The organism is Pseudotamlana haliotis (genome assembly GCF_008806375.1).
In the GTDB taxonomy this organism is placed as follows: domain Bacteria; phylum Bacteroidota; class Bacteroidia; order Flavobacteriales; family Flavobacteriaceae; genus Pseudotamlana; species Pseudotamlana haliotis.
Map to the genome: position 1 here is coordinate 129,510 of NZ_WAAT01000004.1, position 23,206 is coordinate 152,715.

General features: G+C 32.1%; 19 protein-coding genes. 6 read left to right on the forward strand and 13 right to left on the reverse strand.

From position 1 onward, the window contains the following. Nucleotides 1-406 precede the first annotated feature (406 nt). The 3 genes from F6U93_RS01055 to F6U93_RS01065 form a co-directional block, all read right to left on the reverse strand. On the reverse strand, nucleotides 407-1,261 hold the full coding sequence (locus tag F6U93_RS01055; protein ID WP_150935982.1) for an alpha/beta fold hydrolase: 855 nt from the start codon (nucleotides 1,259-1,261) through the stop codon (nucleotides 407-409). 26 nt (nucleotides 1,262-1,287) lie between these two features. After that, entirely contained in the window at nucleotides 1,288-2,250 is a 963-nt protein-coding gene (locus tag F6U93_RS01060) for an NAD(P)-dependent alcohol dehydrogenase (RefSeq protein ID WP_150935984.1), read from the reverse strand. 81 nt (nucleotides 2,251-2,331) lie between these two features. Further along, nucleotides 2,332-4,080, reverse strand: coding sequence for a helix-turn-helix domain-containing protein (locus F6U93_RS01065; RefSeq protein ID WP_150935986.1), 1,749 nt, complete (start codon nucleotides 4,078-4,080; stop codon nucleotides 2,332-2,334). Nucleotides 4,081-4,686: 606 nt separating this feature from the next. Here F6U93_RS01065 and F6U93_RS01070 point away from each other — a divergent pair. Continuing rightward, the gene (locus F6U93_RS01070; RefSeq protein WP_150935988.1) at nucleotides 4,687-6,384 is read left to right on the forward strand and encodes an IPT/TIG domain-containing protein; all 1,698 of its coding nucleotides are present in this window, start codon (nucleotides 4,687-4,689) and stop codon (nucleotides 6,382-6,384) included. Next, on the forward strand, nucleotides 6,371-7,699 hold the full coding sequence (locus tag F6U93_RS01075; RefSeq protein WP_150935990.1) for a hypothetical protein: 1,329 nt from the start codon (nucleotides 6,371-6,373) through the stop codon (nucleotides 7,697-7,699). Before F6U93_RS01070 ends, F6U93_RS01075 begins: the two co-directional genes overlap by 14 nt. A 238-nt stretch (nucleotides 7,700-7,937) precedes the next feature. Here the strand turns inward: F6U93_RS01075 and F6U93_RS01080 are convergent, their stop codons facing one another. The 5 genes from F6U93_RS01080 to F6U93_RS01100 all read right to left on the reverse strand — a co-directional run bounded on the left by F6U93_RS01080 (nucleotide 7,938) and on the right by F6U93_RS01100 (nucleotide 13,067). Next, entirely contained in the window at nucleotides 7,938-9,047 is a 1,110-nt protein-coding gene (locus F6U93_RS01080) for a DUF3419 family protein (protein WP_150935992.1), read from the reverse strand. Then, the gene (locus F6U93_RS01085) at nucleotides 9,044-10,141 is read right to left on the reverse strand and encodes a hypothetical protein (protein WP_150935994.1); all 1,098 of its coding nucleotides are present in this window, start codon (nucleotides 10,139-10,141) and stop codon (nucleotides 9,044-9,046) included. Before F6U93_RS01085 ends, F6U93_RS01080 begins: the two co-directional genes overlap by 4 nt. A 147-nt stretch (nucleotides 10,142-10,288) precedes the next feature. Then, the gene (locus tag F6U93_RS01090; protein WP_150935996.1) at nucleotides 10,289-11,026 is read right to left on the reverse strand and encodes a ferritin-like domain-containing protein; all 738 of its coding nucleotides are present in this window, start codon (nucleotides 11,024-11,026) and stop codon (nucleotides 10,289-10,291) included. Between the two features lie 23 nt (nucleotides 11,027-11,049). Next, a complete protein-coding gene (locus tag F6U93_RS01095; RefSeq protein ID WP_150935998.1) occupies nucleotides 11,050-12,102 on the reverse strand; it encodes a GNAT family N-acetyltransferase in 1,053 nt (350 codons plus the stop codon). A 617-nt stretch (nucleotides 12,103-12,719) separates the two neighbouring features. Next, the gene (locus F6U93_RS01100) at nucleotides 12,720-13,067 is read right to left on the reverse strand and encodes a hypothetical protein (RefSeq protein ID WP_150936000.1); all 348 of its coding nucleotides are present in this window, start codon (nucleotides 13,065-13,067) and stop codon (nucleotides 12,720-12,722) included. A 239-nt stretch (nucleotides 13,068-13,306) separates the two neighbouring features. Between F6U93_RS01100 and F6U93_RS01105 the strand changes: the two genes are divergently transcribed. The 3 genes from F6U93_RS01105 (at nucleotide 13,307) to F6U93_RS01115 (ending at nucleotide 16,424) form a co-directional block, all read left to right on the forward strand. Then, nucleotides 13,307-13,858, forward strand: a complete 552-nt coding sequence (locus F6U93_RS01105; protein WP_150936002.1) for a hypothetical protein — start codon at nucleotides 13,307-13,309, stop codon at nucleotides 13,856-13,858. A 63-nt stretch (nucleotides 13,859-13,921) separates the two neighbouring features. After that, the gene (locus F6U93_RS01110; protein ID WP_191963430.1) at nucleotides 13,922-15,637 is read left to right on the forward strand and encodes a tetratricopeptide repeat-containing sensor histidine kinase; all 1,716 of its coding nucleotides are present in this window, start codon (nucleotides 13,922-13,924) and stop codon (nucleotides 15,635-15,637) included. Nucleotides 15,638-15,644: 7 nt separating this feature from the next. Next, nucleotides 15,645-16,424 (forward strand): LytR/AlgR family response regulator transcription factor, encoded by a 780-nt coding sequence (locus F6U93_RS01115; RefSeq protein WP_150936006.1) that lies wholly within the window; start codon nucleotides 15,645-15,647, stop codon nucleotides 16,422-16,424. Nucleotides 16,425-16,655: 231 nt separating this feature from the next. Here F6U93_RS01115 and F6U93_RS01120 read toward each other — a convergent pair whose 3' ends face one another. Then, nucleotides 16,656-17,084 (reverse strand): organic hydroperoxide resistance protein, encoded by a 429-nt coding sequence (locus tag F6U93_RS01120; protein WP_150936008.1) that lies wholly within the window; start codon nucleotides 17,082-17,084, stop codon nucleotides 16,656-16,658. A 261-nt stretch (nucleotides 17,085-17,345) separates the two neighbouring features. On the opposite strand from F6U93_RS01120, the gene F6U93_RS01125 reads away from it, so the two are divergent. Further along, nucleotides 17,346-17,606, forward strand: a complete 261-nt coding sequence (locus F6U93_RS01125; protein ID WP_150936010.1) for a hypothetical protein — start codon at nucleotides 17,346-17,348, stop codon at nucleotides 17,604-17,606. 129 nt (nucleotides 17,607-17,735) lie between these two features. Here the strand turns inward: F6U93_RS01125 and F6U93_RS01130 are convergent, their stop codons facing one another. The 4 genes from F6U93_RS01130 to F6U93_RS01145 form a co-directional block, all read right to left on the reverse strand. Further along, nucleotides 17,736-17,903 carry an adenylosuccinate synthetase gene (locus tag F6U93_RS01130; protein WP_150936011.1) on the reverse strand — a complete coding sequence of 56 codons (168 nt, stop codon included), beginning with the start codon at nucleotides 17,901-17,903 and terminating at the stop codon, nucleotides 17,736-17,738. A 115-nt stretch (nucleotides 17,904-18,018) separates the two neighbouring features. Next, nucleotides 18,019-18,846, reverse strand: a complete 828-nt coding sequence (locus F6U93_RS01135; protein WP_191963431.1) for a phospholipase A — start codon at nucleotides 18,844-18,846, stop codon at nucleotides 18,019-18,021. 55 nt (nucleotides 18,847-18,901) lie between these two features. Then, nucleotides 18,902-19,546, reverse strand: a complete 645-nt coding sequence (locus F6U93_RS01140; RefSeq protein ID WP_150936013.1) for a DsbA family oxidoreductase — start codon at nucleotides 19,544-19,546, stop codon at nucleotides 18,902-18,904. Between the two features lie 201 nt (nucleotides 19,547-19,747). After that, nucleotides 19,748-23,185 carry a PQQ-dependent sugar dehydrogenase gene (locus F6U93_RS01145; RefSeq protein ID WP_150936015.1) on the reverse strand — a complete coding sequence of 1,146 codons (3,438 nt, stop codon included), beginning with the start codon at nucleotides 23,183-23,185 and terminating at the stop codon, nucleotides 19,748-19,750. Nucleotides 23,186-23,206 lie beyond the last annotated feature (21 nt).

Here is a 23,206-nt window from a genome sequence, read left to right on the forward strand (position 1 = left end):
AAAATATCCCAGAAGCATTCGTTATCATAAGAATAATTAGAACTTGGTTCTCTAAAACAATAGAAATCTTGTGAATATCTCTCCAACGCTTGCCAACCTGCCTGCCGGCACCAAATAAAGGCTAAACTTTTTGCTAGTATTAAAAATCGAAGATTCGATAAAATATACGTAATAAAAAATTTTACGCGATTCTCGTAAGCTTGCCACAAGAGCATAAATTTTAAGAAATCGACTTTTTAGGAGATTCACGAACACATTTGAAGTTTATGCAAATAATTAAATATGTGAGTAAAAACAAATTTCTATACACTTGTCATATTTAAAATCTACTTGGCCTGTTGCACTTATAACTTGAACATGGCAAACTTCAATTTCGGAACTTATTAAGATTGTTTGGATATCCCACTTATATGCTATTTATTATCACCTCTTCTATTTTATTAAATTCTTTATTAGTCGGAACATGCTTAGAAGCTTTAAATAAAAATACTTCCTTTAAAGTTGGAAAAACTCTTTTTGCCCGTTTTATCATTTTTTTTCCAGGAAACATGATGTCTTTTTCACAAGCAAAAATGGTGATTGGGGTTTTTATACTTTTTGCTCTATCCCTACTTATTATTGGTAAAGGAGAAAAATCCATATTACAATGTTGAAACGTAAGCGACATATACTCTAAAGCAAAATCATCGTATTCAGAAAAAAGTGCTCCCAAAACTTTTTTGATATGCTTCTGATTGTTTGTTTTGATAAACTTTTTTAGTGGTAAAAACATTTTGAATACGCCTACAAAGGGATTTCCATTTACGATATAGACTGGGGAGATTAAGAAAACCTGCTTAATTGGTATCTCATTAAATTCTAGTGCTTTTAAGCTAATGAAACCTCCAAAGGAAAAGCCAACAAGTGTCACATCTTTCAGTCTTAGTTTTATGATTATTTCAATAAGCCATTTTCCATACTCTAAAGATTTCATGTCTAATCTGATCTCTGCACTTTTATTGGGTTGTGCTAAGACATCAATGGCATAGACACAATATTTTGAAGCTAAATTAGGGAAAGAATCTAAAATTTGCGGTGCACAACCACCAGTTCCATGAATAAGCAATAATGGTGGTAAATTAGTGTTACCAACTCGAATTACATTGGTTTTTCCGAATTTTGTTTCTACTAATTTTTCTGAATACTCAATTTCCTGCTCTTTTAATTTTTGATTGTAAAGGGTTATGATTTTTTCTTTTCCTACTTTTGATTTGAAAAACATAGACTGCTCGTTTTTTAGTTGATGATTTAAGGATTGATGATAACTATATTACCCACTTTACGACCAGTTTCAACATAGTTATGTGCTTGTGCGATATCTGACAGCTTGTAGCTTTTATCAATGTTTGTATAAAGTTTTCCTTGTTTAAAAAAGTCTACCAATTCTAAGAATAATCGTTTTAATTCTTCAGTTTTTTTAAGCCCTGTAGCCGCAAATTTTACTTTTTTTGAATTTACTATTGAATGCCATAATATTCCAAAACTTAAAACAGGTGTCATAAAAATGCCTTTTTGAGTTAACACACTCTCACAACTTTTAAAGCTTAAAGTACCAACTGAATCATAAATGATGTCGTATTTATTTAGAGTATTTGTAAAATCTTCATTTTTATAATCAACAACATCATCTGCTCCTATCGATTTTACAAAACTGAAGTTTTTAGTACTACAAACGCCTGTTACTTTTGCTCCCATGACTTTAGCCAATTGCACTGCTGCTGAACCCAAGCTTCCAGAAGCACCATTTATTAAAATATGTTGCCCTTCTTTTATATTGGCAATGTCTTTTAAGAAATTATACGAGGTTAAAAAACCATCACAGATTGGAGCCGCTTCTTGATGTGGAATATTAGTTGGTTTGCTTTCAATTACCATTTCTTCTGCTATACATATATATTCAGCATTACAACCATTACTAAATAGTTTTTCTCCAAAAACTTGATCACCAACTTTAAATTTTGTGATTTGTGTACCTATAGCTTCTACAACTCCTGAAAATCCAGTTCCTAAAGCTGTATTTTTGGGTTTAAATAAACCTAAAAACAATCTACCAAATTTGGGTACTCCTTGTCGCATCATTGTATCTGCCCTGGTTACTGAAGAGGCTTTAATTTTTACTAAAATCTCATTTGGTTTTGGTGATGGAATTTCAACATCAATTACCTGAATCACTTCTGGAGAACCGTATTTTGTGTAAACTGCTGCTTTCATAATTGTTATTCAATACTTATACTTTAGACCACAAAAGTATTATTGAATGCCTTTACGAATGTTCTAATTATGAAATCGGAACTAATTCTTTAAAGTGCTTTTGATAAAGGCATTTGGTGTCATACCTTCAATTTTCTTAAAGAATGTGTTGAAAACGGTTTTAGAATTAAAACCACTATCATAAGCCACTGCCATAATGGTTAAACCTTTGTTTTCTTCTAAAAGGATGCGTTGTTTAAATTCAGTTATCCTGTAAGAATTCACCAATTCTGAAAAGTTTTTTTGAAAGCCCATGTTTAACAATTGAGACACATAATTTGCAGGAAGTTCCAAATAGGATGCTAAATCCTTTAATGCCAGATCTGGATTTAGATATAGTTTATAATCTGCCATAATTTGTTCTAGTTCTTTACTGTACTTTTCAATTTCGTTAGTATCTAATAAGGCTTGTTTGTACTTTTTATTTTGTTTATAATTTAAGTTATCTGGAATGGCCTTTAATAATATTTCTTTGACACTTTTATGATTTTTTATAGGTTTCAGAATTGGTGAGGGGTTTAATAATAAAATTAATGGCAACCTATTATCGTAGGCTTGAGTTACTAATTCGACTACCTTTTTATTATTACCCAACAAGGCATTTACTAATATTAAAAACGTCAATGCTTTATCTACCTGTGTTGTTGTTAAATAGGTTTCTAATTCTTCTAATCCATCATGGCACTTCTCCATTTCATTGAGCTTTGCATAGCACATGGTTTCACCTCCTAATTTGGTAAGATCTTTAACAGAAACGCCTTCAAGTGAACCGAAATAAGACAAAGCTTCATTTGGTTTGCCTGACATTAATAAACAAATCCCTATATAAATTGGTGGAAAGGGCAACATGGGGTCTAGCACTAATGCCTTTTTCAAGAAAGGTATTGCTGTGGTGTAATCTTCTTGTAAGTAATATAAAAATCCCTTATAATGATGGTTGATAGCAGCATAAGGATCTAATTGTAAAGCTTTGTCAAGATAATTACGTGCCGCTTCTAATTTTCCTTCCACTGTCAAAAAATTAGAAATGGTTAAGTATATATCATCTGCTTGTTGAATATCCAAAGCCTTGTTGGCATGTTCGTAAGCTTTCTTAAGATTCCAATTTTGCCAGCATTCTATCCAAGCCAAATTCAATTGTGATCTCGATGAGTTTGGGTCTAGCTCCAATGCCTTCAGTAAATATGGCTGAGCCTTCTCATAAGCTTCAAATGCAGGTAAAAGCCCCATGGTTCCCATATAAACATAGGCTTGATTAATATCTAGATAGGGATTTGAAAAATTAGGTGCCCTTTTTATGAGGTTTTGAAGAATTTTGATACCCTTTATAGTGTTTTTATAATCCAACTTCATGATGTAATACCTCCCTTTTAGGTATTCTCTGTAAACATCCGTAGGGACGTCAATAGGTTCTACTAGCTTATCTTCTATTTCTAAATGGCCTACATGTTCGCGTAGTTTTTCAGCAATAAAAAGGCTGATATCGTCCTGTATTTCAAAAACATCTTCTGGTTTTCTATCAAATGTTTCTGACCAGAAATGAAAGTCATCTACAGTATCAATCATTTGCACTGTAATGCGCATTTTATTTATAGAAGATCTAACACTTCCTTCTATAAACGTAGCCACCTTTAATTTTTCTCTAACCTCTCTGGCTGTGATATTTTTATTTTTAAAATGGAAGGAAGATGTACGAGAAGTTACAGCTAGATCTTTAATTTTGGCAAGCGCATTAATGATTTCTTCTGTTAATCCATCGCAAAAGTATTCGTTATCAATAGAATTACTCATATTGACGAATGGTAGTACTGCTATGGATTTTTGGTTAATCAATATTTTTTTTTGGAGACAACAAATGTAAATTAAATTATTGAAAACATTTATATTTGATGCCTTCCACACATATTACGCTTCCCTCCTATGTCGTCGCATAAAAAGTGTTTAATCACTAGATTAAAACTATTTTAGAGGAGTACTTGAATCTCGCCAACTTGATTTCATTAACATCATTGAAGAAACAACGTCACAGGCTTATATCGATAGTAATGATGTCAAGCTAATTGTGGCCTTTAAACTTATAAGCTTAAATGAACCTTAATACTTGAGTCCTTATAATGATCGTATAATTTTAATATTCAGTATAATGCTTCAATAATTTTCAAATACGCGATTCTGAATAAACTTCAGAAACACAAATACGAAGCATTATAATTAAAACAATAAAAATCTCCGAATAACTTCCAATTCTCGCAAACATGTCTGCCTGCAGGCAGAGGCCAAAATAAAAACTAACCTTTTTTCATTAATTAAAATTCGCATATGTTTTAGCCAATATTTTTGAGGTCGCTTTTTTTTATAAGGTGTAAAAATATATATTTACATCTCAAAATCTATCCTATGCGTTTTAATAAACTACTTATTATTTTAATGTTAACCTTACATGTCTTTTCGTGTAGTAACGATGATAATGATACACCTCCAGAACAATTAGTTACTAAAGTAGAACTCAACGGTGTTCTTGGTGAAAAAATATCTATACAAGGTGAAAATTTTGAACCAAATAAACTACAGGTATTTTTTGATCTGGAAAAAGCACAAATTAACTTTTTATCCCCAGAATTAATTGAAGTTATTGTACCCCGAACGCTTGAGAGATCCAATCCTACTATAAAAGTGATTAACCTTATTACAAATAAAGATATTCTTAATGAAAACTTTACGTTACGGGCGCCAAAGATTTCAGGGTTTGGTGGAAATCAAATTACTTTTAATGAAACTTTAGTTATCAACGGCGAAAACTTTGATATTCAAAAAGATTTTGTGGAAGTTTATGTAAATGATGAAAAGGCGCAATTAATTCACACTAATTACGATCAACTTGAAGTATTGATTCCGCACAAAATTACAGAGGCCTCATTAACTATTAAAGTAAAATCTCAACTTCAGGAAGCAATATCAACAGGACTGCTTACCTTAAGACCTCCTGAAATTCAAAATATAATTAATGATGTAGCTTGGCTTAGAGGGAATTTAACGATAAGTGGTATCAACTTTAATCCAGAATATGAATATGGAGAAGTATTTGTTAATGGGGTTAAAAGTCACTTCTCCTCTCAAAACACAAGCTTGTTTATAGATGTACCTTTGGGACCTTATTCTGATTTTAAGATTACCAATATTACCTACTCTACTGCTGGTTTAACAACTAGTTTTGATTTAGACGTAGATATTGAAAATGTTGGTGTAATGGTAGATCTATGTCCTAACTTAAACGGTGATGTAGTGGTATACAATAACAAAGGATACATTTTTACTTCTAAAAAAGTAAATAGTAATGACACAATGCAAACTATTGAGATGCTTGAATTTTCACCAGAGACTGAAAAATGGACAAAAGTTGAAAGTTTTGGTTTTCAAGGGTATATAAATAATGTGGTTTTTGACAATGATAGCAACATTTACCTTTATAAAGGTGAAGGCACTAATGGAAATGAACTCACCAAACTAAACCTTAATACCTTTACTGAAACCAAAATTGATATCCCATTCCATCAAAGTTTGTCTCATTCGGCAATTTTTTGTAATGACGGTGATTTATTTGTTCTTAATGGCATGACCTACGAAAACGACCAATCTATAGTATCAAACAAAAAATACCGTTATAAAAGTGACGTGCAGCAATGGGAAGAAATTACTTCAAACTTATTTAGTGATACAGTTTGGAAAAAATCAGTAGTAAAAAAGATTTTTCACAATGGCAACTTGTATTTTTCAAGTAGTGCAAATACTAGTATTTACAGGCTTAATGCTGATTATAGTGTTACAATAATGCCAGGTACTAATATGTTATTCTCATATGGCACATCTCTCATTGGAAGAAGATCTAATATAGTTAATGAAAGAATGCGATTATACAACATATTTGACGAAACAAACGGTATTGATTTGGCATTTGGTGATACATACCACTCCGCAGGTCGGTTTTTTGTAATCAACGATAACATATATTATCATAAAAGCGGGTGGCTCTATGATGGTAAAGTTGAATTGGCTACCTACAAACTTAAAAAAGAATTAATAAATGAGATTTTATAAAATATTCGTATTAATTACTCTTCTGATTTTAAATAGTTGTGACACTGATGACGGCATGACTGATCCAGTTTTAAATTTATTAATCACAGATTTAGTACCTTCAAATAATGAGGTTAAAATAGATTGGTCTCTCGAGAAAAGTAATAATGTAATTATTCAAGATCTCCTTATTATTAGAGAAGTAATTGATCAAGATGGAAGGTTTACCTCAAATACTATTGCCAATATACCTACAAACATAAACACATATATAGATAGAAATATCCCTTACCAATCTTCGATTAGTTATAAAGTTAAAGCTATTTATTTCATTGACAAAGATTTAAAAGAAGGTGAGTTTTACGATATACTTGATGTCGAAAGCCAAATAGAAACTTACAATAGAGAGATTGTTGCTTTTGAGGCTGTGCCATTTCAAGTGGTGAAAGATCCTGTGGAGGATCATATTTTTCATTGGATAGATAGAATGCAAACTGCAAAATTGAAAAAGTATGATGCGCTACAAAATAAAATAATTGATAGTATTGACTTAAGTGAAAATATTTACCATAATGTAGTCTTTAAAATAAAAGATAACACCATCTATATTTCAGATGATAACGGGAATTTTAAATTAATTGATAAAAATTCATATGATCTAAATAATCAATTTTCTGTTGCTATTAATGAAAAACTGAAGTCTTTTTCAATTGATGGAAATAGGATTTACTATCATGATGACAATGTTTTAAAGTTTTATGATCTTATCAAAAATGAATCTGTTAATCAAGGTTGGGCTTATTTACATAGTTCTTACATGGAAACTATAAAACCCAATACCATATTATTTGGGGGATTTAGTGTAACAGAAATTACAACTGAAAGTTGCATAGACATAAACAATTGTATACCTAATAATCTCTACATATACAATTACGAATCAGGAGAAAAATTTTATTTTGATCCTTTTATTTTTTCTTGGAATAACGAAAAGACTAAGTTTATTAGTTCATATTACGGAAATGTGATGAATATAAATGATCTTTCTAACGATTTTAATCTAAAAGAAATTACAGGTAAAAACTATTTTCAAGCAAGTTTTGATGAAAACAATAATATATATGCGACAGTACAAGGTGAAAAGTTAATTCATGTTTTTAATTCAAGCTATGAGTTAATAGATTCCATAGAAACAACACTATTTCCGCTTTTCCCCATTATATCTCAAAGTGGATTGCAATGCATAAGTTCATATGATCCTGTTTTATACTATGGTTACAGATATGGATTTGAGTTTAATTTTGGTAATAAAAAATGTGCTATTGAAATACTTTAATGTGCATTCCACACATATTACACTTCCCCTCCACATTTTCGCATAAAAGTGTTTAATCACTAGATTAAAACTATTTTAGAGGAGTTCTTGAATCTCGCCAACTCGATTTCATTAACATCTTTGAAGAAACATTTTGGAATATTTTTTTCAAGAAACTGAAATAAAAACTCTCGCTTTTGACCAAAGCTCAACTTACATAACGCAGAACTTTATAATACAAATGTATTGTGGACAAGCCTTATGTTACATCCTTAAAAATATTATAAGCTGCTACTTTTCCATAAACAAAAGATCGATCGTTGTCATATATAAATTTGCTTAATTCTTTATCTTTTACAATATGATTTTTCAATTCTTCTGGTACTTCACGTGGTATAATTAAATTTCTAAAAATTACTCTTGCATTTGGCAATGCTGTTCGGTTAACGGCCGTAAAAAGACGTTTTGTATCTTCTTCACTCATTAATTCACAAATGTTAGAAAGCGCAAAGCAATTGATACTGTTATTAGGCATGGTATCAATCCAACTTTGGGCGTCTGATGTAAATGTTTTAATCCGATTTACTCTTGATTTTATAAGGCTAAAATTTTCTTCTTTTAAATAATCTGGAACCTCTTCCTTGTTCATGTATTTCCCCAAAAGATAAAGTGTCAGAAAGTAATTTCCTTTTATAGGTAGGTTTCTAAATGCCTTTTTTGAACGGCGATAAAAACTTTCTGCAAATGATGTGCTTCCATCATCAAAATGAAAATAATCGGCTACCAACCCTCGTTTGGCTAAAATATGTTTATTGAATAAAACTTTAAATATCAATTTAAAACGTTTAGTATTCCAAACTTCATCAAAAAACTTTATTTGTTCCTCTTGAGTTTTTATATTAAATAAAGCATTAACCCTTTTTTTACCTTGTAAAAGTTTCAAAAACTTACCTGCAAACTTTACAAATTGTTCGTATTTCCCATTCATAATAAAACCATTTGCAATTATTTTATTCTGTTTTTGCCAAAATAATGCAGTTTCAGGACTGAGTTCTTGCTTTAATTTGTTAAATAAAAGTTGTCTATTTGGGTGTGTTTTTAAACCAGAAAAAGCTATAAATTCCTCGAAACTTAAAGCTTTAATAGCTGCTATTTTTAACTGAAGAAGATAAGTTTGAGCCAAGTTAATATCAATGGCATAAATAATTTTGGGGTCCTGTAATAAAAAACCAAGTACATTACAGCCTCCAGATGTTATAGTAACCAGGGTGTCATTTGGTTTGATCTTAAGAGCAAGAGCATCACTTAATGGATCCTCCCAATTGTGTGTGAATACCAGTTTTGATATTTGAACTTGATTTTTATTCATAGCACGATGTTTTTTTGGTTTCTACCCCATAAGCCTTGAGAGTTGTAAAAAGGAGCCAATTCAATGCCATGTTTTACACTCATAGCATAAATTTGATCAATTTTATCTGTGGTAATGTTTCCTTTTCCAATGGAATAATTTTTAAATATATTTTCGAATGCCAAGACTATGGCCTCAAGTACGCAACCATGACCAATGTGTGGTGCAGGATATTTATAAAAGTATTTGGTATAATCTGGGTGAAAATCGTATCCTTCCTCTATTTGTCCCATACCTCCATGAAATAAAGAAACTCCTGCTTTTACATCAATTTTTTGTTCTAGGTTTTTAGGGTAACCAGCATCACATATTAGAACTGATTTTTTATGATTTTCTATCACGATCTCTTTTGAGCTAGCTACACTAATAATAATATCTGCCTCAGGGATTAAGTGGTTTAAATCAGTACTGTATTTAACTGCTATGCCTTCTTTTGAAATTTCTTTTGAAAAAAGCTCTAAACGTTTTTTATTTCTTGCACACAATAATAAACCCTTTACTTTCCCTTTAAAATAATTGGTGCATGCCCTCCCTATATCACCTGTAGCACCAATAATTAATAATTGACTCGCTTTGATGTCAATATTTAATTCTTTTGAAGCGTTCTCAAGTCCCTTAATTATAAACGCAGAGGTAAGCGAGTTGCCAGTGGTTATTTTAGTTTCAGTAGTATTAAAAGGATTTAAATTTCCTTCTAATACAATAGATGTAAAACCGCCAAGAGCTATAATTTTGGCATTAAGCTTTTGAGCTACTGCTATGGCTTCATTTACTTTTTTTATGTTTCCTCTTATATATTGCGGACCTAATTTTTCTGGATCTAAAAAAGTTTCGATGTAAACACCATGTATGGTATCACCTTTTTTTGAGCGTACTTTCATTTTAAAAACACTTCTGGGTGGTATATAGCAAAAGGTATCCTTAATATGTTCCATCGATAATTCACCAACACTAATAGACCTCATTCCATTAATAAACGCCTTTATATTTAACCAACTATCTTGATGTCCAATAACGGCAAAATCTAATCTATCTGAATTATTTTTTTTAGACATAAGCGTTGTAATAATTTACTTTTATTCTCAAGTGTAATATCCCGCATCAATAAATCACTGTCTTATATACTTCAATGAAGTATAAGATGATAGAGATGACTTTAAGGACTATACTTTGTACATATTAGATCAAACTACTCCCCTTTTTTACGCTGGTAAATTGGCTATCCATTGAATAGATTTTTCACCAGGAATCCCAATGCTATCTAAAGTTTTTGCATATAGCGACAAGGCATTTCCGCGCATACTAACTACATCCAACCCAATATGATGCAATGCGTTTTTCATACAATCTCCATTACAAACACCACAATGACCATTTAAATCTGTTTTAGCCGAAAATTCAGAAAGGATCGTCATGCAATCGAAATGAATTTTTTCAAACCTAATTAAGAAATCAGCTTCATTTTGTTTGAGCTCCTCCCGTAAAAATTCTATAGAATGCTCCATATGATCTTTTTCTTCATCTGCTATACTCAAAAATAATTTTCCTGCTGAATTCTTAAGAGCATTTCCAACATCAGTATACATGGAAACAGCAAAAGATTCAAGCATCACCTCTTGAATAATTAAGCATGCTATAAAGTCATTTTTATTTGAGTATGATAAAAAAACTTCTCTTACGCGTCTCCAGTATTCACCATTTAAATTAATATTGATATTCAATTCCATTTTCTTGGCATGTGCCAAATAAGCTTCGGCATGTTGCCTTTCGCTGTCGGCATGTTCTACGGCTTCCATTTTCTCGTGTGGATCTTCTATCGTTCCTGACAGGGAAGCAAAGTTAGACATACCGATAAGCTCTCCAGTTATGGCTTGAGAAAACACATCGGACACCACATTAAATTCTTCAATACTTTTAAAATAATTGTTGGTAGTTTCCATAATTCGCGTTTTAAATTAATATGTTAAATGGTTGAATAATCTCTAAAAGGCATGCCTTTATTTACCATTTCCATCAGTTTATTATTGTCTTTCATGCTTACCAACATGCCTACTGAATTAAAAGTAAATCTCATAAATTTTGGTAGTTTTTGAAGTAAGTTGTCGTTTTCATGTAAGCTTATTGAAACAAACGCATACGATTTATTATAAGCTTGTTGTTTTGCAAATGAAATAAGTGCGGACACAAGGGCTTTGTCATATACTTTTATTGCCAAATACCTTACATAAAGCATTTTAATTGGTTCATTTTCCTTCGGAAGTTTTGATAGTTTAAACAATTGACAAAACACATTTATAAATGCAATAATCCCTTTTAAATGCCAAGGCATTTTTAATACGACATTCTGCTTCATTTCCATCGTATCTATTAAAGCCATAACTGCGAGTATTTGGTTTTGTTCTCTTACAACGTACAAGTCTGTATCTTTAATTTTATCATTTGTAATAATGCTTGCCAGTTCATATTGAGAATAATAATCGTTTAAAAATTCGATCACTTCACTTGTTGCTCTACTTAATTCAATCTTATATTTTTTATTCGATAATTTCTTTTTTTTTCCTATATATTGAAATGTTGTAAATGTCCCTATATTTTGAAAATCTGGATAATGCCCTCTATCACTAAAAAACACAAATGGCCTTTTATTCCCTTTTGCGACATTTAGAAAGACTAAATCGGCATTTTGAGTTTCTAAATACTTAACAACTGTATTTGTTAATTCTAGTCCAATACCAAGATGTCTATGCGTTTTAGATACTTTAAAATCGCTTATATAATATAACGGATAGTGTTGCTTATTTATATATACATTTTGATCTGAAACACAAATACAGCCAACTATATTAGCGCCGTCGGTAGCTACATAAACTGTAGTCGCTCCTCGTAATTTGTTTAGCTTGAAAAAATCTGGATACCGGTCAATACGCAAAGCCATTTTACCAGGCATTCCTGCAGACCTAGTTAGTTCTAATAATTGTTGGTTATCCTTAGAAGTTGCAAGACGATACTTAATCATATCTTTATAACATAACTATTCGTTTTTTGTAAATCATATAAATGGTAATACGACCAGTTAAAAAAGTACTCAACTTTCGTTGCATAAATTAATATCGGTCTTAATGCTTATGATTTCAGCTAAAACTAAAACATACCCAATACTGGGTAAATAATAAAAAACATTGCTATTGTATTCTTAAATCGGGAGGGTTAATCACTAAATATCAAGTGATTGTATTAAAGATAATAAAAATATTTGAATTGCCATAGCACATACAATAGGCTTCCTTTCTATGTCGTTAAATAAAAAGTGTTTAACCACTAGGTTAATATTGTTTTAGGAATGTTCTTGAATCTCGAAAACTAACTTTATTAACCTTGTCGAGGTAACAATTGAGAAGATTTATTCCTTCAAGGCCAATCTGAAGTTTGTATACTTTAATTTTTTTAAGTTCATCAAGAATTTAAAATATCCCAAAAAACTCAGTTTAAAATAAACTTTATTTCTTGGGATATTTAGAGAAGTTTGTGTTTTTTAAAAATTTAATTTTTAGTTGAATCATTAATCCCTTCACTAATTTTTTTTAAAACACAAATGAGCAATCCATGAATTGAAAAGTACTTATAATCATATTTTCATTTTCTGTCAATATGAACTAATGTTCCCGGACCTTTATATATATAAGCTCTATTTGGGGCAACTAAAAACTCATAGACCTCGTTTTTATCAGGATGAATTTTAAAGTATTTACCAAATGTTGTCATGGTACCAAAATTCCCATGGTCTATCGTAGTATTTTGAGCTGGTATCCAACACATGGCATCCATGTAATTATAAACGTAGAAATCTACAGGTTTGCCAGTATCATTAAAAATAATTGCAGAACTTTTTGATATACCAGAAGTTAATTTTTCAATATCTTCATTGGTTAGGTTGTAAAAATCATGAGCACTAATTATATTTCCTAAACTTTCTGATTTCATAATGTCATCTTTTAATTAGGCTCCTACTCTATTCTGGTTTTTCAGATAACCACCAATTGTTTTAATATCATACATCGAATATATATGACATCACTAAGAATATCAATCTTTTTGTGTGAATCGACCTAAAAACCTAGTAAGTGGATACTTTTAAAATGATAATTTTTTTCAAACCTCCTTTCGGAAAATAATTCTATATATTTGAGAATATCAATTAAATTAATTAATCATAATTTTCTATGAAACAAAAACCAACACCTAAAGAGGTCGTTTTAGATCTTGATTTCGATTTTAATGAACTAAAAGAAACCCTTGAAAATACACATATTGGAGAAGGCTCACACTTAAACCCTATACTGTTAGATTTTTTTGTGAAAAACGATTTAAAAGGCTTTTTCCTTAATCTAGTTTGTGGAGAAAGTGTTCAATTTAAATTAAATTTTCCAGGAACAAGTATCGTTCCTAAATTATATTACTTAAAATTCATCAATTTAAGTAAAGCTTCTCAAACTTTTATGAGTTTAGAAGATTGGCAAGAACACATTATTTTTAAAAAAAATGATAAACATAGTTCGGTAGCTCCAGACGGTAGCCTTTTTGTTAAACCTAGAACCATTAAAGAGAGCAATGAAGAGTATTTCTTAATTAAAAGTAAAGACAAAGACCAATCAGATTGCGACTTAAAAGACTTGTATTTATACTATACGATTGTATTATCTTTTGAAATAGACAACAAAGAATATTACTTTAAAATTGATCCGTTTGTTAAAATTCATTCAAAACACAATTAGTATTTAAACGATTAATATATGTATAGTAAACTAAAAGTCCTTTTTTGTTTAATCTTTTGCCTTTTGTGCCAGCTTGGCTATGGGCAGGACAGAAAAAAATCTGATAGTTTACTAGATTTACTAAAAGCTAAAAATTTCACAAAAAAGGAGCGCGCTAACTTATTAGAGTCTATTTCATTTTACCACCCTAAATTAGATAGCGCGCTCTACTTCGCTCAAGAATCTTTAAAAGTTTCAAAAGAAATTGATTCCAGACTTTTAGAAGCTCAAGCCCTAGAAAGTATTGGAATGCTAGAGCAACGATTAGGCAATTATAGCAATGCTTTATCAGCTGCTTTTGAAGCTTTAACTATATATGAAGAACTAAATTTAATAGATAATCAAGCTGCAGTTCAAGCTCAAATAGCTACTGTTTATGCAGCTTTACAAGAATATCAATCATCGATAACTTATCTTAAAAAAACAGCATCGATTTACAAAGATCTTGACGAAAAAATAAAATATGCTTTAACCTTAATTAATTTAGGTGAGTCATATCGCGTTGCTGGGATGCTCGATCTAGCAGAAACAACCTTATTAGATGTTCTTGAATTAAACAAAGTCCTTGACATTGAGGCCATTTCGGGCTACACATCTGGTAATTTAGGAATGGTTTATGCTTCTAAAAATGAATTTGAAAAGGCTAAAAATGCGTTGAAAAAAGCCATAAATATTCTTAAGATTTTACAAGATGATTACTGTGTTTCCATATACCTCGCGGAATTAGGTGATATTTATAAGAAAGAAGGCAATCACGATCTCGCAGAAAAATACTTATTAGAGGCTTTCAAAATTGCTAAAAAAATTGGTTTAAAAGAACAAATACAAGACTTTAGTAAAACGCTAGTTTTGTTTAACCAAGAAAAGCAAGATTATAAAGAAGCTTTTAAATATCAAAACATATATCAAACCTATCACGATAGCCTTGTTAATAAAGAGAATATAAAAAAAGTAGAACAGCTTAAAGCTGGGTATATCATTAATAAAAGGGAGTTGGAAATTGAGCGTATTAATGAGATAAGTGCTACAAGAAAAAATATTGTTATAGGATTATCAGTTGTGATTGTATTATTTATTGTATTAAGTTATTTGTTATACAGATTGTACAATCGTATACGTATCGTTAATGCCGATTTATCGAAAAAGGAAAAAGAAAAAGCCTTTCTTTTAAAAGAGCTTAACCACCGTGTTAAAAATAATTTACAAATGGTATCTAGCTTACTTAATTTGCAAAGCCGATCGCTTAGTGAAAATTCAGATAAGGAAATTATCGTTTCTGGTAAGAACAGAGTCGAGGCCTTGTCATTAGTACACAGTAAGCTATACCAAGAAGGACTTGAGACCAAAATTAATTTAAAAGAATATGTAGAGGAACTTGTTTTAAATCTTATTTATGGTTTTGGTGTCGAATTAAATCCAAAATTTAACATTGACCCCATAAATATTGACGTTAACAAAGCTATACCTATTGCTTTAATTTTAAATGAAATTGTAACCAATGCCATCAAACATGCTTATAAAGATAATCCTAACCCTAAACTTGAAATATCGGCACTTTCTAATGAAAAAGGATTACATGTTGAAGTGAGCGATAATGGCAAAGGGTTCGGTCCTACAGAGCGACAAAAAAAGAATTCTTTGGGGTTACAGCTTATTAACTCACTAATAGATCAATTAGATGGCAGCGTAAACATTGAGAGCAACGAAGGCACTCAGTGGAAAATAAATTTAGTAATATAACTTTTGAATGAAGAGTTTCAGTTCGAATATTAGAATACTTATTGTTGAAGATGAAAAGCTATTAGCCCAAGATATTTCATGGCGACTTTTAGACATGTCTTATGAAATAGTAGGTGTTACTGATTCGGCGGAAACCACACTATCTTTATTAGAAAACACTTCTGATATTCATATTATACTCATGGATATCATGATAAAGGGTGATAAAGATGGTATTGAATTAGCACATATAATTAATGAAAAATATAACATTCCTTTAATTTTTCTAAGTTCGCTTACTGATGCTAAAATTGTTGATCGTGTTAAAGATGTAAAAGCCCATGCGTATCTTCTTAAACCATTCAATGACAGGCAGATAAATATTGCTATAGAATTAGCATTGTCTAACTTTTCTAAGGAAAGCCATGTCGAAAATTCTATTGATAATCAAAATAATAACCCTGTTATAGAAAGTGATAATCAGGCTCTGAGTATTAAAAATGATTTGTTTCTGAAAAAAAATAATCACTACGAACGGGTTGCTTTGGAAGATATTCAGTTTTTAGAAGCAGATAATAATTACACCATAATCCACACCAAATTAGATAAATTTTTATATTCTACAGGATTAAAAAATTTTGAAGAACAATTGCCTGAAAATATGTTTTTTAGAGTGCACAGAAGCTATCTCATTAATATTTCGGCAGTGAGTGGCTTTGAAGGAAATATGCTTTATATAAAGGACAAAAAAATCCCGGTAAGCAAATCCAATCGGGCCGAAATTTTAAAACATTTTAATACGTTATAACTAAAATTTAGTTTTTAAAATACAAGCATAAAAAAGGCTGTCTAAAAAGTATTAAAGTCCCTCATTCTGAAGTAATACAACCCCGTTAAAACTTCGCTTTAAGGGTTGTATTATTATGATAATCAGGTAATATGAAAATCTTAATCATCACGCCTGCTAGTAGGCAGGAGTTCAGGTTAACGAAAACTTTATTTTTTAGACAGCCTCCAATAAATTTAAATTTGTGAGGTTCTACTTATCCAATAACAAATTCAAGGTAACTGTGATGTTATCACGTGTTGCTTTACTAAACGGACACATTTCGTGAGCTTTCTCTACTAAGTCCTCACCTGTTTCAAGATCTACTCCTGGGATATAACAATCTAAAGTGGCTTCTAAAAAGAACCCGTCGTCATCCTTACAAAAACCGATGATAGCTGTTACACTTAGTTCATTATCATCAATGTCTATTCCTTCATTTTGAGCCACAGCTTGTAACGCTCCACCAAAACAGGCAGCATAGGCTGCACCAAATAATTGTTCTGGGTTTGCACCGTCTCCGCCATCACCTCCCATAGATTTAGGTACTGATAAATCAAAATTAACCGGACTGTTTTCAGATTCTACGCGACCTTTTCTTCCTCCAGTAGCAATCGTAGTTGCTTCATATAAAGTTTTCATGTAATGTTTTTTTATAGTTATTCATTAAAGATAATATGATAAAAATATTTACAGCAAAAAAATGTCTTAAACTTCTCCTAAAACACTTAAATCACTCCTCAAAACTGCTGTCTCATATTGATAGATTATTCTATGTAAAATAATGACTTTATCAATTTGTCTTCAATTAATTAAAAGCATCAATGTTTTAAGTAAACCAGCTAATCTTATGGTATTCTATTCATTAAGTTTGAGTAAATACGAACTTAAAATTTTAAAACCATGAATAAATCAGATAAAGAAAATTCAGAAAAGAATACCAAGGATTTAAATAAAAATGCTGATAATAACGCAATCGTAAAGAAAACCCCTAATGAGCCAGAGATTGCTGAAGAAAATTTAGACTTTCCTGGAGCTCGCACGGCAAGACCTTTGACGAACGACAGGCATAAGGGTGATAAACTGCAGAAAGAAAAAGAATCAGAAGAAGAACCTATTGAAAATATCGAGCTTGATACTAAACCAGGAAAGAAGGAGAAATAAATAGCTATTGCTTAATGGTTCTCGACTTCGCTCAAACACCGTTCCGAAGGTTTGATTGGAAATGGTGTTCGAGCCTAGCTATCAGCAGATAGGGTGAACTCGGTAACTTTTTAACTATGATATAAATACCTATTTTTTCTTCTTTCCCCTCCAAAAAATATAAAGGGCTATAATTGCAATAGGAATCACAATAAAGACGATAATCTCAACTGGATTTGATAAATCTACTTTTTGATTATCGTCTGGGTTTGGTGTGCCCATCGGGATTTGAAGTAATAAGTTGTATAATGCGAGCATAGTATAAACGTATTGATAGTTGTTAATCAAATTTAAGCATTTGAAAAAAGCTTACAAAGTATTTAACGCAACACCTTGTTATTTTTAGAAGCGATCCTTTTTAAATGATTCATAATTATCTTTTTTGCCTTAAGAAATCTAATTCGTTCGTTTTTACCACAAAACCAACTCTAACAATGCTTGTAAACTGATCGTAATCGATGAGACTTTCGGCATAACCTGCAAACCATTCGAACATTAAATACTGGTTTTTTGTTTTAAACGGATTATAATATAGGCGTGATCTAATTGAACCTTTCCAATCCCACTCTAATCCTTTTTTGGCTTCGATTTCTAAAATTAATTTTTCCGAATTTAAATTACGAGATACTGTCACAGCTGCTAAACCTATATAATCAAAAAGATCGGGGTTACTTTCTTTATAAACAAAAGGAGCCCAAACTTCGGCACTCAATAACGTTTTTTTATTTAAAGCTGTCGAATATTTAAAATTCAAACTGTTCCAACTTCTGGAGTATATACTATCTCTACCATTGGAATTGTGATTGAGCATGACCGATGCCAAACCCTGAACGCGATCATTTTTATCATAAATCACTTTCGCTAAACCTATGGAGGGGTTAAAATTTATTTCTTCAAAAGGACTGGAAAATTTATAAATATTCCAAAATGCTTTTTGGGTGTAGGTTGCGTATATATAACTATCCCACACTAGAGGTTTACGACTAATTAATTGTTTAAAACTGATTTGATATTTAATATCTGCCGTGTCAGAATTAATATCTGTATTCGTTGGAATTCCAGTAATAATATAGTTATCTTGATGAATTGTAAAAGTAGAATTCTCTTGAATTAAATTATTTACTTCTGCCCTAGTATACTTTTGAGCAAAGAGTTGAAACGTCATTAAAAGCAAGCCTAATAGTAATTTATTTTTAATCATATATATATTTCAATTAAGCTAACATCACAATCGTGACATAATTAATTAGCTTTTTTTACTTTTTAAGCATGTCGGTTAATACTTCTTTAAAAACATCTATTGGCTGAGCTCCTGTTACGCCACTTTTCTTATTAAAAACGATAGTTGGCACAGATTGTACACCGGCATTTTGCCAAAACGCTTGTTTGCTTCTTGTATTATAACGGGCTTCATCATTATCTAGCAAAGCCATACCTTCTTCGGCATTTAAACCAACGTCTAACGAAGCTTGTTTTAAAACGTCACGGTCTGAAACATCTTGACGTTCACCAAAAAAAGCGGTGATTAATCTCATTTTTAATTCAGTTTGTTTGCCGAATTCTTGAGCGTATTCCAATAAAACATGAGCGTTGAAAGTATTTGCCATTTTCATACCCTCAAAATAGTCAAATTTAAAACCGAGCTCCTCGCCTATTTCAGTCATACGCTGTCTAGAAGCTTCTTGTTCTTCTGGTGTTGAACCGTATTTTTCTGCGATATGCTCTGTAAGGAGCTGGCCTTCCGCAGGCATATTGGGGTTTAATTCAAAGGGTTGCCACTCAATTTCTACTTGATCTTGTACACCTAGTTCATTAATAGCTTTTTCTAAACGTTTGTAGCCGATGATGCACCATGGGCAAACTACATCAGAAACAATATCTATTTTTAATTTATCTTTCATGAGTTTTTTTATTGAGAGATGTTATGATTATCTCATGTCAAAACTGTCGAAAAAATTAGTTGCCATTACAAAAAAAGCGATGTTTTTAAGTTTACACTTTAAAACATCGCTTGTGTGGTTAAATTGCTTCTCGACTCCGAAGACTATAAAGAAACAACTTCAGAGATCACGTTAGAGCCTGGTCGATAACGGTCATAGTTACTAATTTTTAATAACTTTAACGCTATGATTAACGGTGCCTGTAAAAACATTTACCAAGTACAAACCGCTTGGTAAGTCACTCAAAGATACTTGTACTCTACCTGAAAAACTTTTAGCATTTATGGTTTTTATGCTTTGACCTAGCTGATTTACAATACTGATTTCGGCATTTCCTTGAAATGAGTTATTCCATTTTATGTTAAGCACATCTTTAACCGGATTTGGAAACACCTTGACTTCAGTGGCTTCAGCTATAGCGTCGGTAGATAGCGTTCGCTCTCCTTTAATGCGCCAAATCTTACCATTTTGCTTAGAAAGGGCATACAACTCACCGTTGGCATCCATTCCGAAGCGTAAATCGGCACGCGAATAATCGGCTAAATTTAAAAAGCTGGTTTGATTAAGGTTTTCATCATAAATTATAAATTCTTTGATTTCAGCAAAAGACTGGCCAGAAATCATGTCACTTTCTTCAGTATAAAAAATACGGCCCTTTACTACATCTCCAAAAATATATTTGCCTTGAAGGTCTGGGTAAGTATTTCCTCGGTAAACGAAACCACCCACAAGTGCGAAGCCTTCATCGTGATCGTATTCAGCAACAGGATAAGTATAGCCAAAATTATCAACTGCAGGCAGCGGATATACGTTATTAGGGTCGTTTGTCTTAAACAAGAAAGAGCCTTCTCGTTCATTCCAGCCATAATTGGCACCTGGTTCGCCTATATAAACGCCATCAACATTTTTCTCTCCAATATTTCCAATAAACATTTTATTGGTGCCTTCTGTATCCCAACTAAAACGATGCGGATTTCTAAAACCATAAACATAAATTTCACCTAAGGCCCCTGCATTACCTACAAATGGGTTATTACTTGGGATACCATAATTGCCGTTAGGAGCGTTATTCCCTTGCGGATCAATTCGTAATAATTTACCATGCGGCGTGCTAAGATCTTGCGGTGCTCCTGAAAACACAGGGTTTTCTTCGCCATCACCAAGAGCGAGATATAGTAAACCGTAATCATCACTTCCTGGGGTAGCATTGGGGTTGAATCCTATTTGTTGAAAACCATGAAGGTAAGTGTCAAACCCAATTCTTATGACTTCACGTTTTGTTCCTGAGAATACGTTGGCCGACGAGTCTGAAGCCGTCCACTCTGTAATAATACCATGCATATCATCAGTCCCGGCTGAAGTATAATCTGGTGTGTAAGCGCTTAAAGCACCAAATCTCTCAGTATGTACGGTATAAAACTTACCATTGTTGGCAAATTCAGGATGAAAGGCGAAGAAACCAAAGCCAGAACCTAATCGTGGTTCTTCAGCAAAATATGGAAATTGTGCACTTACATCTAAATAGGTTGAAACGTTTCCGTTTATTATGACGTGTAATTTGTCGTTTAGGTCATTTACAAAAAGGCGTCCACTACCATCATTAGCATGGTCTAAAAAATTAATTCTAGTATTCGGGTTACCTCCATTACTTGCAGGAATGGTCACAAACTCTTCTAAAATAAGCCCTAAACCATCAGTATGAATACGCTCTACAATTGGATTGTCAAGCGGTTGACTAGGATCAGGAATAGGTTCTTCATGAATACAGGTGTCAGTATGTGGGTGAGTTAAATTTTCTTCATTGTGATGTAAATAAATATCATCGATACTAAAAGTCCCCGTAATACCGTCTCTCTGACTTTGTTTCATCAAAAAGGTGGTTAGAGCATTAGAAGCACTACCATTACGGTAGTTGATATCACTGCGCAATAACCTTGGTTTCTCTTCATCATTACCTTGAATGTAGATTTTATAGGTATCTGTCGTGTTATCTGAAACCATCCAAACACAGTACCACAAATCATTATCAAGATCTTCTAAACCTCTAAAAGAACCACCATCACGTACATTAAGTTCGTCTCCAGAAATATTAATCTGACTTTCAAAATCGGCATATTCAGAAGGTATTTGAACATCTGAAAAACCAACATTTTCATTGAGCGAACCATTACGCTTCATTCGGAAGAATAGTGTACCTGTTTCACAGTCTCTAACATCTGGAATGTCACGGTAAACCGTAGCTTCAGACGCATCAAAAGTCATGATTTGATTCGTACTATACTCAGGATCAGTTGCCACCTTGGCATCATCTGTGTTGGCGATCCACTGATCTTGACCGTTAATATTACCTAAATTTAGGTTTTCAAAGTTTTCAATTAAGGTGAATTTTGAAATTGAAGACACTTCAACAGGAATAGAAAGATTTTCTTTTTGGTTATCAAGGTAAAATTGATCAAGATAAACTAAGCTGTTTCCTATTTGATTAGGGTCATTAAGAAAATAAAGGCTTTGTAATGACGCAGTAGTGTTGTTACGAAACGTGAAAGTGTTTACACCACCTGTGATTTCCGCTTGAGCAGGAAAAACATGAGCACCACCTTGTACAAAGACTTGGAAACTATCATTTTGATTGTCTGCAACCAACCAAATGTTATAAACAACATTGTTTTCTAGTTGAATATTATTAAAATAGTCTGCTGAACCTCCATTTTGAATGCCGATTTGACCATTTTTTAAAATGAGTTGTACCTCAAAATCATTCTCTAAATCCAATTGCCCTGTTCCACTATCAGTTAAACGTGGGGCTATTAAATCACTAAGACCGATAGATGTACTAGTATTAGCTAAATCTTCAGTAAGCAATTGAAAAAATAAAGTCCCAGAATCCCCTTCTACAATGCTTTGGTTATTTAAAGGTTTGTATGCGTTTCCGCGGAATTGCACATTGTTAGGATCTAACATTAAAGCCTTCCCTGTAAAGGCTTCATTGGGTTCAGAATCAACTATGGCACCATCTAAAGCACCTGGTGGATTGGCAACCCAACCGTCTTGATCTCTAATGCTTCCGTTGAGTTTATTATCAAAATTTTCAATGAGACAAAAATCAGTACACACAGCGTTTGATGATGTGTCTTGAAATACCTCAACTTCAGCTAAAGAAAGTATATTGGTATCTGCTAATTGAATACGAACATAACGGCCGCTCACTGAAACTGGAATGTTCAATGATTCATCAATATTTTCAGAAACAAAGATGTACTCGACTGAACAATCTGATAGGATATCTGAATAACTACGTGAGCTTAAATCACTGTCTGAAATAAAAATATAAAAGTTAGAAAGACTGGTTGATCCCTTAAATAATTTAATTAGGTCAATATTAGTATCTGATTGTAAATCAACCTGCCACCAAGAATTTAACTGACTATTAGTTTGTGTGAATGTATTGTTGTTATCATCTACAGCACGATCTGAAGTACCGGAAGAAGCTGTAGAGCTTTGTTGGGTTGGTTTGCCCTTAGCTTGGTTTGAAGTTTGTGCGTTTAATGGCATAAAAATGCAGCATAAAAAGCATAAACCTACGGTTATGTTTCTTAACATGGTTTAGTTTTGGTTAGTTTT

Bases quoted from the DNA above. Each gene is read 5' to 3' on its own strand.
- F6U93_RS01080 (WP_150935992.1), bottom strand. From the start codon at position 9,047: ATGAATAAAAATCAAGTTCAAATATCAAAACTGGTATTCACACACAAT.
- F6U93_RS01070 (WP_150935988.1), top strand. From the start codon at position 4,687: ATGCGTTTTAATAAACTACTTATTATTTTAATGTTAACCTTACATGTC.
- F6U93_RS01135 (WP_191963431.1), bottom strand. From the start codon at position 18,846: ATGATTAAAAATAAATTACTATTAGGCTTGCTTTTAATGACGTTTCAA.
- F6U93_RS01140 (WP_150936013.1), bottom strand. From the start codon at position 19,546: ATGAAAGATAAATTAAAAATAGATATTGTTTCTGATGTAGTTTGCCCA.
- F6U93_RS01115 (WP_150936006.1), top strand. From the start codon at position 15,645: ATGAAGAGTTTCAGTTCGAATATTAGAATACTTATTGTTGAAGATGAA.
- F6U93_RS01145 (WP_150936015.1), bottom strand. From the start codon at position 23,185: ATGTTAAGAAACATAACCGTAGGTTTATGCTTTTTATGCTGCATTTTT.
- F6U93_RS01065 (WP_150935986.1), bottom strand. From the start codon at position 4,080: ATGAGTAATTCTATTGATAACGAATACTTTTGCGATGGATTAACAGAA.
- F6U93_RS01075 (WP_150935990.1), top strand. From the start codon at position 6,371: ATGAGATTTTATAAAATATTCGTATTAATTACTCTTCTGATTTTAAAT.
- F6U93_RS01100 (WP_150936000.1), bottom strand. From the start codon at position 13,067: ATGAAATCAGAAAGTTTAGGAAATATAATTAGTGCTCATGATTTTTAC.
- F6U93_RS01130 (WP_150936011.1), bottom strand. From the start codon at position 17,903: ATGCTCGCATTATACAACTTATTACTTCAAATCCCGATGGGCACACCA.
- F6U93_RS01125 (WP_150936010.1), top strand. From the start codon at position 17,346: ATGAATAAATCAGATAAAGAAAATTCAGAAAAGAATACCAAGGATTTA.
- F6U93_RS01055 (WP_150935982.1), bottom strand. From the start codon at position 1,261: ATGTTTTTCAAATCAAAAGTAGGAAAAGAAAAAATCATAACCCTTTAC.
- F6U93_RS01095 (WP_150935998.1), bottom strand. From the start codon at position 12,102: ATGATTAAGTATCGTCTTGCAACTTCTAAGGATAACCAACAATTATTA.
- F6U93_RS01060 (WP_150935984.1), bottom strand. From the start codon at position 2,250: ATGAAAGCAGCAGTTTACACAAAATACGGTTCTCCAGAAGTGATTCAG.
- F6U93_RS01120 (WP_150936008.1), bottom strand. From the start codon at position 17,084: ATGAAAACTTTATATGAAGCAACTACGATTGCTACTGGAGGAAGAAAA.
- F6U93_RS01090 (WP_150935996.1), bottom strand. From the start codon at position 11,026: ATGGAAACTACCAACAATTATTTTAAAAGTATTGAAGAATTTAATGTG.
- F6U93_RS01085 (WP_150935994.1), bottom strand. From the start codon at position 10,141: ATGTCTAAAAAAAATAATTCAGATAGATTAGATTTTGCCGTTATTGGA.
- F6U93_RS01105 (WP_150936002.1), top strand. From the start codon at position 13,307: ATGAAACAAAAACCAACACCTAAAGAGGTCGTTTTAGATCTTGATTTC.